The organism is Streptomyces sp. PH10-H1 (assembly GCF_030063355.1).
Taxonomy (GTDB): Bacteria; Actinomycetota; Actinomycetes; order Streptomycetales; family Streptomycetaceae; genus Actinacidiphila.
The window spans coordinates 21,525-35,461 of the sequence record NZ_JASISZ010000015.1; the positions used below are offsets into that span (position 1 = coordinate 21,525).

The following is a 13,937-nucleotide window of genomic DNA, read 5'->3' on the forward strand; positions in this document are numbered from 1 at the left end:
GGGGAAACGCGAATCTTGCATGGCTTGAGTCCGAGTACATCGCTCCACGTAAGTGGGTTGTTGACATAAGTATTCGGATTTGGTGCCGGATCGAGGCCCAGCGGGTCGGGTGATACGTAGCGGGCGGTTTCGGGGTCGTAATGGCGGAAGTAGTTGTAGTTCAGGCCGGTTTCGGCGTCATGGTACTGGCCGGGGAATCGGAGGGGACAGTCGATGGGGGGCTCGGCGCCCGAGGGGGTGGGCGCCGGGAGGGGGGTGCCCCAGAGCGTGGTGCGTGCTGCCAGGTGATGTGGCCGGTGGTGGTGACGAGTTCGGTGGGTGTACCGGTCAGGTCGGTGATGATCGCGTGGAAGCGCGTCGCGTCCGGGTCGGCGGTGGCCTGGCTGAAGCGGCTGATCAGCGAGCTGGTGGTGCCTGTAGCAGGGGTTTCCCGGTCGGTCTGGGTCAGGGGCCGGTGGGTGCCGGGGGCGTAGTCCCAGGTGGTCGTGCGCTCTTCGCCGGTGGTTTGTTCGGCGAGGCGTGTGTCGTCCCAGGTGAAGGTGGTCCGGGCGGCGATGGTGCCGTCGTGGGTGCGGCGTTGCTTTGTGGTGCGGCGGCCGAGGGGGTCGTACGTGTAGTGCCAGCTCTCGCCGTCCGGGGTGGTGGTGTCGGTGAGGCGGTCCTCGGCATTCCAGGTGTAGGTCCAGGTCCGGCTCTGGCCGTTGAGGAGCTTGCGGGTCCTGCGGGTCAGGCGGCCCTGGGCGTCGTGGGTGTAGTGGGTGCGGCCGGCACGTTGGATGAGGGTGCCGGTGAATGCGCGGTCGCCGTCGGACGCATGGCCGGGAGCGTTGGCGTGGGCCTGGTTGCCGGCGCTGTCGTAGGCGTAGGTCTCGCTCCAGCCGTGGGCGGTCACGGCTGTGACGCGGCCGACGGGATCGAGGGTGAAGCGGCGGGTGCCGGAGGCGAGGTCCCGGAACTCGGTGAGGTGACCGTCCGCCCGGTAGGAGTAGGTGCGGTGTTGAAGGAGAAGGTCAGCCCCAGGAGCCAGGTGGGTGACGGTCTGCGTGGCGAGACGGTCGGCGCTGTCCCACGTCTGGGTGAGTTCGACGTGTTCGCCCAGACGGCGCCCGGTTTCACGGCCGGCGGCGTCGTACGCGAAATCGAGGGTTCCGGCGTCGGTGCGCAGGGCGGTGGGCCGGCCCGCGGCGTCGTAGGTCCAGTGGGAAACCGCTCCCGTGGGGGTGGTGCGCCGAGTCCGGCGGCCGAGTGCGTCATAGACACAGGTCATGGCGCGGCCGTCGGTTGCCTGCGTCAGAACGCGGCCGAGGGCGTCGCGTTCCCAGGTGAGTGTGGCGTCACGGTTGCCGGTGCCGGTGAGGAAGCCGGCGGCGTCGTAGCAGAACCTCGTCTCACTTCCGTCGTCCGTGCTGGTCAGGAGGGGTCGGCCGGCCGGGTCGCGGGTGTAGGTGAGGGTTTCGCCGGCACCGTTGGTGCGGGTCGTCAGCCGGCCACCCGCGTCGTGGGTATAGCGGAGAGTGCGCCCGTTGAAGTCGGTCTCGCTGGTGACCCGTCCGGCCGGATCGTAGGCGTACGACCATGTCAGCCCCTGGGGGTTGGTAACCCCGGTCAGCCTTAGCTCGGTGTCATGGGTGAACGCGTAGGTGGCGCCGTCCGGGTCGGTGCGCGTGGTGGGGAGATCGAAAGCGCCGCTGGTGAGATGGGTGGTGTTCCCGGCGGGACCGGTGTGCGAGACGCAGTTGCCTTCGCCGTCCCAGTCCCAGGTTTCCCGTGCGCCGTCGGGCAGTTCGCGCCAGGCGGGTTTGCCTTCGGTGGTCCAGCCGAAGAAAGTGGTGTGCCCGAGGGGGTTGGTGGCCTCGGTGATGCGGCCGAACGTGTTGCGCCGCACGGCGGTGGTGTGGCCGAGCGGGTCCGTGACCGCGGTCGGCAGACCGGCCGGGTCGCAGATGACGTGCTGGACATGGCCCAAGGCGTCGGTGACGGAGGCCAGGTGGCCGGCGGAGTCGTAGGCGTAGGCGGTCTCGGCGCCGGTCGGATCGACGGTGGCGAGGACGTTGCCGGTGGCGTCGTACGTGTGGCGCCAGGTGGCACCCCCCGGCTCGATGACCTCGGTCGGGAGCCCGAGAGCGTTGTACGCGGCCTGCGCCGTCGTGCCGTCGGGAAGCGACACCCCGGTGAGTCTGCCCGTTGCGTCGTAGGCGTAGCGGGTGGTGTGGCCCAGTGGATCGGTCACCGCGAGAGGGTGTTCTCCCAGGGGGTCCCACTCAGTGGCGGTCGTGTTGCCCAGCGGGTCGGTCTCCGCGACGACCTGGCAGGTGGCATCGTGCCGGTAGGTGTGCTGATGGCCCAGGGAGTTGGTGACCGTGGTGGTGCGGGCGGCGTCGTCGTAGTCGAGAGTGCCGGACAGGAGCCCGTCGGTGCCCTGCGTGGCGATGACACGGCCACGGGTGTCATAGACATAGGTGTACGAACTGCCGTTGCGGTCGGTCCAGGAGGTGATCCGGCCGTCGGTGTCGTAGGTGAAACGCAGGGGAACGTCGCTGGAGTTGGTGACCTCGGTGAGACGACCGGCGTGGTCGTAGCCGTAGCGGACCAGAACCGTGCCGGGGGTGTCGCGGGGGCGCTCGTAGGGCGAGGGTTCCCGGTCGAGGAGGCGCAGTGCGGTGATGCGGGGGCCGTGGGTGTCGACGGCGAGGTGGTAGCCGCCGGAGTGCCGGATCGCGGTGGGGACGCCGGTCGGGGTGCGGTCGATGTCGATGCGGTGGCCGGCCCGGTCCTCGATGCTGTCGAGCGGCAGGTCGACGGTGTCGTGGGCGGCGGTGCGAGCGGGTCGTCCGAAGGTGCGGACGTGGCCGGTGGCAGGGTCGGTGAGGGTCATGACGCCGTCGGGGCGGCCGTCCCATGCCAGCGGCCAGCGTGGCCCCCGCTCGGGCAGAGCGGGGGCGCCGGCCGTTGGGACGGGGTAGACCAGGCGCATGCCGTCGGCGGCTGCGTAGACGATGCCTTCGGCGTCGAGTTGCAGGCGTTCGTCCAGGGTGGAGGCCCAGGAGGGCCCGAACCAGCCGCCCGCGCGGTACGAGGAGAGGTGGGTGCGCTCGAACAGCAGGGGCAGCGCACCGGGCAGCGTGACGTCGGTCTGCGGGAGCAGCATCGTGCCTGTGGCGACGTCGATCGGGTCGAGAGCGCACCGGATGTTGTCGATCCGGCGGGCGCCGGCCGGCAGATCGGCTCCGTTGGGCCGGATCGATGGAGCGGTGGGCCGCTTCAGGACGCTCCAGCCCGGCGGGCGCTCCAGGGGTGGTGTCAGCAGGTTCGGTATGCCGGTAGTGCGGAACAGGGGGCTCATTCCGCGGGTGGCGGCGGCGTCGATGGTGCCGCCCGCGGTCCCGAAAACACCCCCGTACAGCATGCCGTCCTTGGCAGCGGTGCTGAGTTCGTCGAGGTTGAAGCCCTCCTGCAGGCCGGTGGCGATCTTCAGCGGCTGGGCGACGGCAAGATCGATCGTCACGGACTCGATGCCGGCGATGGTCGCTCCGGCCAGGGTCGCACCGGCGATCTCCGCGACGATGGCCGAGACACCGATGCCCAGCGACGCGGCGAGCTCGACGATGGCGGTGGCCGCGGCTGCCGAGGCCGCTGTGGAGATACCGAAGGTGAAGACCGCCAGCCCTACACCGGCCGCGATGACTGCGGCCGAGACCCCGATCTCGGTCCACAGCTTGTTGATCGCGTCATCGACGGCGACGGCCATCTGACGGGATGTGCCGGCCAGGTCGTTGAGCCAGCCCTTGCCACCGGGACCCCGGTAGCGACCCCAGAAGACGGCGAAGGCGTCGATCGCCTCACCGGTGTTGTTGTGGATGAGGGCGGCAGCCTTGCCGTCGGTCGCCGTGGCGACCTTGTCGACCGCGTCGGCGAAGGTCCGCCAGGAGGTCGCTGCCCCGCGGACCTTCCCCGAGTCCGCGTCGGGCCACCACATGCCCATGTCCTCGAGGAGGCTCTTGACGGTGTCTTCGACGCTCACTTGACGCCGCCGTTCGCGGGACCGTCGGCAGGCTTCGGCTTCGTGAACATCCCGGCTATCAGCTTGTCGTTGTCGATATGGCCGTCGGCCATGTCGTTCATCGCGTCATGAATGCTCGCCAAGCCCAGGACGAGGATGCCGACAGCCGTATCGACCGAGGTGCGGACCGGCGCGTACACCGCGTCGAAGTCCGTGCCGGGATCGTCATCGCCCCAGGCCTTGCCCAGGCCTTGCCCAGGCCGTCCAGCGTCGTCCGCAGCGTGGCAGCCACCGTACGCAGGGCCCCACTTTGGGTGTGGAAGACCGGAGCCGACGACTTCAGATCAGCCGTGGATATGTTGAGGATCTTCCCCGCGCTCGCATCGTCGCCGCCCACAACTCTCCCCCGTTGATGTGCAGATGCGCGTCAGATGGCCCTAGTCATGAGGCCATTGGCACAGGTGGGGCGGTTCTCCTCGTCCGCGACGCTCGATGCCCTGTGCCGAGCTTCTCGGCGATCTTGCCCGTTGCTGTCGTTGGTCTACCCGCTGGTCATGCCACGTGCGGAGGAGTAGACGTCGAGGACGGCCAGGCAGAGGGGGACGAGCGCGAGGAGGAGAACCACCTCGGCCAGGTCGGAGAGACGGCCCCAGAAGGGTGACAGTCCCTTCTTCGGAATGATCAGAGCGATGCCGATCAGCAGGGTGGCACCGGCCGTGACGGCCGCGGCGAGCCACAAGGTGCGGATGTCGAGCGGTCCCCGGTCCTGTTCTGTCAGCAACTTGATGACAGCGCCGGTCGGCGGATTGAGTGACAGCCCCAGTATCAGCAGACCTAGGGCGGTGAGACCAGCGCCCAGCACGGCGACGACCTGGGCGGTGTAACGGAAGAGCCGGGCTCGCAACAGCATGGCCAGGCCTGCGACCAGGGCGAGGGTCTGGCCCCAGACGCTGGTGGAGAAGCCCAGGACAGCGGCGGCCGCGACCATCACCACGCAGCAGCCTCCGACAAGGCCCAGCAGCAGCTCGTGCCCGCGCCGGGCCTGGGCCGCGATGCGTTCGGCGTCGACAGGATCGGGCTCGCCGACGCCTGGCTCGTTGTCGAGGTCAGCATCCGTCATGGGCCGCGGGGTGGCGTAGCCGATGGGCAGGCGGGCCACACGGGCGGAGAGTCCTGGCAGGAAGGCGATGGCGCCGATAGCGATGACCACGCAGACAGCCGCGGTCTCACTGGGACGGGCACCGGTGAGGATCGAGCAGAACGTCGCGAGAGTGCCGACTGCTGAGGCGAAGACAACGGCGACGAAGGGCGCGTCGCCGGACGGCATCGCGGCGACGAGCCCGGTGGAGAAGATGAGCACCGTGGCGCAGCCGAGCAGGAACTGGAGTCGTCCGACGCCGGCGCCCGGGTCGAGCGCGAGGAGGCCGGACCCGGCGATCATCAGGTGTGGCAGAGCCGCGAGGCCGAGCGCGATCGCGGAGGCCCGGTCAGCGTAGACCCGTGCCCTGACGCCCGCGAGCGCGGTGAGCAGCGTACCGACGGCGGCAGCAACGACGCCCGGCAGGCCGTGCATGTCATGCCGAACCGGGTCGGCGAACCAGAGCACAAAGCCCATGAGCACGAGGAGCAATGCGCCGCCGAAGAGACCGGAGACGCCGAACAGGTCGTCGCTCCACAAAGCTCGGTCGCGACGGACTGCGGACGCGACCGCGTCGGCGACATCGTCGAACACGGCCGGGGGGAGCGATTCGGCGAAGGGCCGAAGCCGCAGGACATCACCGTCCAGGACCCGCTGGATCGTCAACGGGTGGGTGGCGTCCAGGAGGGTGCCGTCGCGGCGGGCCAGGTGGTAGCCGGGGGGTGCCCCCGGCGGAGTGGTCTGGCCGGTCAGCCGCAGGATCTCAGGAAGGAGATCGGCGACGGCGACATCGTCCGGGAGGGCGACATCGATACGGCTGTCCGGTGCCACGACCGTTACTCGGCAAAAACCGGTTGTCAGGGTCGAACTCACCTGATGGATCCCCTCGCTCGCTGCACACCGCGCTCCTGGACAGGGGCGCCACCCTATCGGGGTCCACCTCATGGCCTACACGTAGGATCATCGTCGCGCGGAGGTAGGTCGCTGCCACGGGGGCGCCGGCTCACAACTCTCCGGGCCGCATTGAGGGATTGATTCGCCGGTGACCCAGATCGTCGTCAAGCGCCCGCCCCGGGCCATGCCACCTGAGACATCCGCGGCGGAGCTGCGGCTCGAGTCGCCTCCTGAACTGCCGCGTGGGCAGGAGGAGGGCATGGCAATGCAATTGCTGCCGATGCTCGGCATGGGCTCATCGGTGGTGTTCTTTTTCATGCCCGGCTCACAGCCGTTCATGAAGATCATGGGCGTCATGATGCTGCTGTCGACAGCGGCCATGGCGATAGCGCAGGTGATTCGGTACCGCAAAGGAACCCAGGGCGAGGCCTCGGATGGCCGCAGGGACTACCTGAAGTATCTCGCGCAGACCCGGCGGAAGGTACGCCGTACCGCGCGGGTCCAGAGGGACGCGCAGTTCTATCTGCATCCGGATCCTGACCAGTTGTGGTCGCTTGTCGCCGAGGGAGGACGGCTCTGGGAGCGGCGGATCGGCGATAAGGACTTCGGGCAGGTCCGGATCGGTCTGGGACCACAGCAGTTGTGGACACCTCTGGTGGCTCCGACCACTGCGCCGCTGGATGAGTTGGAGCCGCTGTCGGCCGGTGCCATGCACCAATTCCTGGCCACGCATGGTTCGCTCGACCGGCTTCCCATGGCGGTATCTCTTCGATCCTTTTACCACCTCGTGATATCGGGCGAGCCGGGGTCAGTGCGCGGTTCCGCACGTGCGCTGGTGGCTAGCCTGGTGGCGCTGCACTCACCTGATGACCTCATGGTCGCGGTAGTGGCATCCACGGATGTGACGGACCAGTGGGACTGGACGAAGTGGCTGCCGCACACCCAGCTTCCCGGGTCCTCGGATGGAGCGGGCACGAAGCGGCTGTTCGGCGACGAGCTGACGGAGGTCGAAGCACTGCTCCAAAGCACCCTGGCGGGCCGGTCGAGGTTCAACCGCGAGGGTTCACCGCTCCTTGACCAGCCACACGTGGTCGTTGTGCTGGACGGCGGTCTCGTGCCCCCGGAGTCCTTGCTCGCCTCTCCCGAGGGATTGCAGGGTGTGACCGTCGTGGAGATCGTTCCGGAGGAGCTGGACGAACCCCGCGGCGGACTGCACGTCGCCGTACGGCCGGGCCGGCTGCGGCTGGAGTCGGCGGCCGCCGCCTATCACGGCACGCCCGACTCCCTGCCGGTCGAAACCGCAGAGGCCCTCGGCCGTCAGCTCGCTCCGCTGCGGATGGGAAGCGGCGCGGAGGATGACGAACCTCTGCTCGCCAACCTGGATTTCACGGATCTGCTGGGAATCGGCGACCCGGCCGCGGTCGACACCAGCACTGTCTGGCGGCCACGCTCGACGGCCGATCGGCTGCGCGTACCGATCGGCATCGGTGAGGACGGCTCGCCCGTCATGCTCGACCTCAAGGAGGCCGCACAGGAGGGCATGGGCCCGCACGGACTGTGTGTGGGAGCGACCGGTTCCGGAAAGTCCGAGCTGCTGCGCACCCTGGTGCTGGGCCTCGCGGTCACCCATTCCTCCGAGACCCTGAACTTCGTCCTGGCCGACTTCAAGGGCGGTGCGACCTTCGCCGGGATGTCCGAGCTTCCACATGTCGCCGCGGTCATCACCAACCTGTCGGACGACCTCACCCTGGTCGACCGAATGCGGGACTCCATCACCGGTGAGCTGCAGCGCCGCCAGGAACTCCTGCGGGCGTCAGGCAACTACGCGAACCTCACCGACTACGAGAAGGCCCGCGCCGCCGGGGCTCCACTGGAACCCCTGGCCTCACTGGTCCTGGTGATCGACGAATTCAGCGAACTGCTCACCGCCAAGCCTGATTTCATCGACATGTTCATCCAGATCGGCCGCATTGGACGGTCCTTGGGCGTGCACCTGCTGCTGGCCTCGCAGCGTCTGGAGGAGGGCCGCCTGCGCGGCCTGGACACCTACCTGTCCTACCGTGTGGGCCTGCGCACCTTCTCAGCCGCCGAATCCCGTACTGCCCTGGGTGTACCGGACGCGTACCACCTGCCATCGGTCCCCGGCTCCGGCTTCCTGAAGTTCGGTACCGAGGGGATGACCCGCTTCAAGGCCGCGTACGTGTCGGGCACCTACCGGCCGGGAGTCCCGCCGATCGTCGGCAGCGGAGAACTTCCCATCGACCGGCGTCCCGTGCTGTTCACCGCGACTCCGGTGGCGGTCCACTACCCCGAGCCCGATCCGGATGTCTCCCTCGCGCCCGGACAGGGAACCGCCGATGCGCTGGCGGACACCGTTCTCGATGTCATCGTGCGCCGCTTGGAGGGTCAAGGGCCTCTCGCCCATCAGGTGTGGCTGCCGCCTCTCACCGAAGCCCCTTCCCTCGATCAGATGCTGCCCCCGCTGGCGGTGTCGCCAGAGCGCGGACTCCACTCCCCGCAGTACGCCCAGAACGGCGCCCTGGTCGTCCCCTTCGGTCTGGTGGACAAGCCCTTCGAGCAGCGGCGCGACTTCCTCGCGCGGGACTTCTCCGGCGCCGCCGGCCACATGCTCATCGTCGGTGGCCCCCGCTCAGGCAAATCCACTCTTCTCCGCGCCCTCATCGGCTCCTTCGCCCTCACCCACACTCCGCACGAAGTGCAGTTCTACGGAATGGACTTCGGCGGCGGCGGCATGATCGCCGTCGAGGGTCTGCCCCACGTCGGAGGGGTGGCCTCCCGTCTTGACCCTGAGAAAATTCGCCGCACGGTCGCTGAGGTCTCCGGGATCCTCAATCGGCGCGAAGAGTTCTTCCGGGACAACAACATCGACTCGATCACCACGTACCGCCAGCTTCGCGCGGCCGGCCGGCTTCCGGACGAGCCGTGGGGCGACGTCTTCCTGGTCATCGACGGCTGGCAGTCCTTCAAGACGGACTACGAGTTCCTGGAGCCCGTCGTCGCTGACATCGCCGCACGGGGCCTGGGCCTGGGCGTGCACCTGATCGCCACCGTTTCCCGCTACATGGAGATGCGGGCAGCCCTCAAGGATCAGTTGCTCAATCGGCTGGAGCTACGCCTCGGCGATCCGACCGACTCCGAACTGGACCGCAAGATAGCGGTGAACGTCCCCACTGGCACACCGGGCCGCGGTTTGACAGCGGAGAAGCTCCACTTCATGGGCGGGCTGCCGCGCGTCGACAATTCCGCGGGCACCGACGACGACCTGTCAGAGGCCACCGCCGCCTTCGTCCGGGCGTCGGCCGACAACTGGCCCGGCCCGCACGCCCCGCAGGTCCGCATGCTGCCCAGGATGCTGTCCGCGCGTGACCTGCCGACCGGCCACAGCGAAGCGCGCAGCGGAGTCGCGATCGGAATCGACGAGATGAACCTCGCACCGGTCTTCGTCGACTTCGACACCGATCCCCTGTTCGCGGTCTTCGGCGAGTCGGAGTCCGGGAAGACCGCTGTGTTGCGGCTGCTCATCCGGCAGATCACCGAGCGGTACACACCGCAGGAGGCATTGATCTGCGTCGGCGACTACCGGCGCAGCCTCCTGGAGTGCGTGCCCGAGCCCTACCTCGTCGGGTACGCCACGACCCAGAACGCGTTCGACAAGTACCTCCAGGACATGAACACCCTCATCAGCAGCCGCATCCCCGGCACCGATGTGACACCGCACCAGTTGCGCACCCGTAGCTGGTGGAGCGGGCCCCGGGCGTTCATCGTCGTCGACGACTACGACCTGGTCGCCACGTCGTCCGGCAACCCCATGTCCCAGCTGGTCGACAACCTGCCGTACGCCCGCGACGCCGGGGTGAACATCATCATCGCGCGCAGCAGCGCGGGGGCCGGCCGCTCCTCGTACGAGCCCTTCATCCAGCGCTTCAAGGAACTCGGAGCCCAGGGCGTCGTCCTGTCCGGTCACCCCGGCGAGGGCGAACTCCTCGGCGACGTGAAGGCCCGCCCCCTCCCGCCGGGCCGCGGCCTGTTCGTCTCCCGTCGCGGCGTGCCTTCGCTGATCCAGACGGGCTGGCTGCCGACAGCGGCGGACTGAGCGGGTCATCGGGAACGACGCGGGGGTCAGCCCGGTGATGGGCTGACCCCCCGCGTCGCTAGCGGACGGGCGCGTCATGCGTGGCGCGCGGGCTCACAACTCTCTGACTTTGACCAGTGTTGCGGGCACATCCCAAGGCCGAAGGTGACCGAGTGGCGGAGTTACAGCGACTCGATCAGCTTGACGGATTCAGCAATGGGACATCGGGGGAACTGGCGCCTGAGCTGACGTGCAGCTGCAAGCACGCCCTTTTGGTCCCGGACCCGGCGGAGCGCCGCCTCATCCGTCAGGATGAGACGTAGTTCGTCGATGGACGTGAACCTCTTCGCGTACCAATCTCTCCGCCGCCGCTGACCTGCGTATGTTTCGGCGATCCCGGGCAGGATTATGCCCAGTACGGAAAGGGAAACCACCAACGGCACATTGCCGGATGTGAAGGAGAAGAGAATGCTGAAGGAGGCCAGGGCGGCACACCATAGTGTTACCCGAATCCAATACATGGGAGGAAATAGCCAACCATTCTCATAGTCCATCCCGGCATGCCTCGCCAAATATTGCGGGGCGGGCGTATCAAATACTACTGCACCGCGAATTCGTCAAGCCGTTGCGATCGGCCATTTTCCTTCCGGGAAGGCGCTGTTGTCATTTGCTTCACCCTTGGCGGTGGTTATTGCGTTGAGCTGCGACGTGAGTAGTCCTGCCAGGGCTACCAGGAGCCCGGTGATGATGCCGGCATCTGACAGCGCTTCTCCGATAAATCCGAGAAACCCCGCCCAAGAAAATACGACGGAAGCTGTCGCGGCAATCGCTGCGATCGTGATGACGATGGCCTTGATCAAGACTGCGGCCAGCGCCAAGTAGAAGGCCATTCCACCTGCCGCACAAATCATCAATGCCGATGCAAGCTTGTCGGCGCTCGTCTCGATCTGAGTAGCGGCAGTTGGTTGACCCTTTACGGCCGCGACATAGGCATTGGCTCCTTCGCCTTTCCAGACGATCGGCGCCTTGAGTGCCTCCGGTGCCAGATTGCCGGCGACGCCGGACACTTTTCCACGGAGTGCAGGGCCCTCCCAATCCTGTGAATCGAGATACATCATGACCGGCGCGGCGGCCCCTTTCAGGCACTCGATGATCTTGTCCCGGATCCAACATCCAATCTCTATGATCTTGTTGGCAAACCATATCAACGGTTTTGCAACGGCATCCGGAACGTACCAGTGATTGACCGTCGACTCCGCTCGCGGCCCGACTTGATTCAACTTCGCCGAAAGCGTCACAATGCCTGAATTCAGCTTCTCAATAGTTGCTTCGGTTTGAGCCACGTTGAATGCCATTTTTTTCCCTCTTGTCAGTAGGCGTCGTTGACGGAGTTCTTGGTGTCCTGCTCATGGTTGTCGTAGGCATTCGCGTTCTTGATCAACGCATCCGCGACTTCCGACATTCGACTTTCTCCTTCGAGGCATCGAGCAGATATCTGATCGATGGCCGAACTGTAGGCGGAGACAATTATTTGGAATACACCGGCCTCAATTCGCGTCAGCCGCATCGCCTGAGCCGAGTGAGCTACTTCGCCTATGGCTGTACTCTGCTTGTCCCACACCCCCGCTTCGGTACGCAATGCATCGGTTATGTGCTTGAGATCGGCCATTTCAATCTGTCCCTTCGAAACCTAATCGGCGAAATGTTGCGGGTCGACGAGTATGGCCAGAGCCTCGTTCAACAGACTGTCCAACTGCAGGCCCGCAACATCATCTGCGGCGACGGACTCAGCCCTGCTCAGCTGGTCGCGAGCGTCGGCTAGGGCTTGCTCAAATGCCTGATTCAGCCCGATGTACGACTTCCTGGCTGCCCATTGTCGATCTACCTCGCAGGAGCGCAGAGCACCCTTGGACACGATGAGAGCCACATGGCGGGCAGTGGACGTTCCCTTGATCTCCGCTGGTTCGGACACCGACTCCTCCATCCGCTCCACCGCGTCGAAGGCCGAGAGAACGTCCTCTGCCACTTCGTCGAGCGGGCGAGGGATGACGTAGCGCAAGTCCCGGTCAAGGACCTCGGGCTGCACCGTGGAAGCGGACGATGCGGCAGGTTGACCAAGGGGGCCGTCCAGTTGGTCCGCCTCGCCCTGCCAGTTGCTTTCCTCGAAGGCCTGACCCCAAGCGGCCATCTGTTCGCCCATGGCCGCTCCGTAAGCCTCGCCGACAGCAGCTCCGATGGCCTCGGGTGCCTGCCTGCGCTGCCAGTCCGATGCGGCCTTGATGAATTCCGGAAGCCCATCCGGTGCCAAACGTATGGAGATGGCCCCCTGCGCGTCCGTTCCTTCGGCACCCTGGGGCATTCGGTTCTGCATATCTGTCATCAGGTTCTGCAGGTTCTGCGCATTCTGCTGGAACTGTTGCAGTTCGCGTATGAAATCTTCGTTCACAATGCCTCCGCCTGGCCTATGCGCTTACAGTCGAATCTGGATGGGGCTACGGGTGATTGATTACACGAATTCAACGCCCGAGACCGGCACTCCGTCGGCGCAGCAGGAGCACCGCGCCGATCACGACCACCGCGCCGACCCCGACGGCAATCCAGACGATCGCGCTGATTCCCTTGCCGTCGCCGGCCTTCGCCGTGGTGCCGGGTGATGCCTGCTGGGTCGGCGGTTTCGAGGGGCCGGAGCCACTGGAGGCTGACGACGATGGTGATGGGGAATTGGGGGAGCGGGTGGCAACCAGAGGGTTCACATCGGCGGGGCCCGGGTCTCCGGGGTTGCCGAGGACCGCCATGCGGGGGCGGACCGTGCCGTATCCGATGTAGCGGCTGGGGACCGCGCCCTCGGTCGGCTTGCCTGCGGTGTTCATCAGGACACGCAGCACCTGGTTCCCGGTCCAGGTCGGGTGCATGGCCCAGATGAGGGCGGCTGAGGCGGAGGCGATGGCGGTGGCTTGGCTGGTGCCCCAGCTACGGCAGTAGCCGGACTTGCCATCGATGCAGCGACTTGGGATGTCATCGCCCGGTGCAGCGAGGGCTACTTGGGGCCCAAAAACGGAGAACTTCGCGACCGATGACGATTTATCGACTGCCCCGATACCGGCTACGCCGAGACTTGCCGACGGATAAGAGACATCGTTCCCTGTGTCGCCGTTGTTTCCGGTCGAAGCCAGAAGCAATTTGCCGCGGTGTACCGCGTAATCAACCGCTTGCTGGATCTGATCCTGCTCGCCGGCCTTCAGTCTGAAGCCCTCCAAGCCCAAAGACATGTTGATGATACGGGCATCACTGTCCGCCGCGTAGCGAAGAGCTTCAATGAGAGCCTTGGCGCTGTTCGTGCCGGATTCCTGAGTGGATCCGAGAACCGTCAGTGGAAGGATGTTCGCGTCTGGGGAAAGGCCCTTGATCCCCTGATTGTTGACACCATTGCCTGCGATCAGCATCGCCATGGCCGTGCCGTGTCCACTCGGGTCCGCGCGTGCATCCTTCTGCGGTTCCACGAAGTTCTTCCCCGCAAGGACCTTCCCAGTCAGTTCAGGCGCGGTGGAGAGAACGCCACTGTCGAGGACGGCGACAGTGATCCCCTTGCCGGTGCTGACCTCCCACATTTCCTCGGATTGCATCCGGTCCAAGTACCACTGTCGATCGCGCATGGTGTCCGCCGACGCGGCGGGGGCGATGGCGCCGCCGATGACGAGCAGAGAACCGAGTACTGACATCACCGCCTGTGCTCGCCTGCGCTGACGCTTGACCGTTGACCTCATGCCACCCACTCGTTCTCTGTCCGCCATCCGGCGTCGCTGCCCTGGAAC

At 66.5% G+C, this 13,937-nt stretch carries 6 protein-coding genes and 1 pseudogene; 1 reads left to right on the forward strand and 6 read right to left on the reverse strand.

Annotated elements, in window-relative coordinates:
• Positions 1–14: 14 nt before the first annotated feature.
• The 3 genes and pseudogenes from QMK24_RS12475 to eccD all read right to left on the reverse strand — a co-directional run.
• Positions 15–3,982 (reverse strand): annotated as a pseudogene (locus tag QMK24_RS12475) (DUF6531 domain-containing protein); the annotation flags it as partial.
• Positions 3,983–4,017: 35 nt separating this feature from the next.
• On the reverse strand, positions 4,018–4,200 hold the full coding sequence (locus QMK24_RS41475) for a hypothetical protein (protein ID WP_349307884.1): 183 nt from the start codon (positions 4,198–4,200) through the stop codon (positions 4,018–4,020).
• Between the two features lie 341 nt (positions 4,201–4,541).
• On the reverse strand, positions 4,542–6,011 hold the full coding sequence (eccD, locus tag QMK24_RS12485) for a type VII secretion integral membrane protein EccD (RefSeq protein WP_283465686.1): 1,470 nt from the start codon (positions 6,009–6,011) through the stop codon (positions 4,542–4,544).
• Positions 6,012–6,180: 169 nt separating this feature from the next.
• Here eccD and eccCa point away from each other — a divergent pair, with 169 nt between their 5' ends.
• Positions 6,181–10,146 (forward strand): type VII secretion protein EccCa, encoded by a 3,966-nt coding sequence (eccCa, locus tag QMK24_RS12490; RefSeq protein ID WP_283465688.1) that lies wholly within the window; start codon positions 6,181–6,183, stop codon positions 10,144–10,146.
• A 596-nt stretch (positions 10,147–10,742) separates the two neighbouring features.
• Here eccCa and QMK24_RS12495 read toward each other — a convergent pair.
• The 3 genes from QMK24_RS12495 to QMK24_RS12505 all read right to left on the reverse strand — a co-directional run bounded on the left by QMK24_RS12495 (position 10,743) and on the right by QMK24_RS12505 (position 13,889).
• Positions 10,743–11,480, reverse strand: a complete 738-nt coding sequence (locus QMK24_RS12495; RefSeq protein WP_283465690.1) for a hypothetical protein — start codon at positions 11,478–11,480, stop codon at positions 10,743–10,745.
• A 335-nt stretch (positions 11,481–11,815) separates the two neighbouring features.
• Positions 11,816–12,571, reverse strand: coding sequence for a hypothetical protein (locus QMK24_RS12500; protein WP_283465691.1), 756 nt, complete (start codon positions 12,569–12,571; stop codon positions 11,816–11,818).
• A 70-nt stretch (positions 12,572–12,641) separates the two neighbouring features.
• The gene (locus tag QMK24_RS12505; protein ID WP_283465692.1) at positions 12,642–13,889 is read right to left on the reverse strand and encodes a S8 family serine peptidase; all 1,248 of its coding nucleotides are present in this window, start codon (positions 13,887–13,889) and stop codon (positions 12,642–12,644) included.
• Positions 13,890–13,937 lie beyond the last annotated feature (48 nt).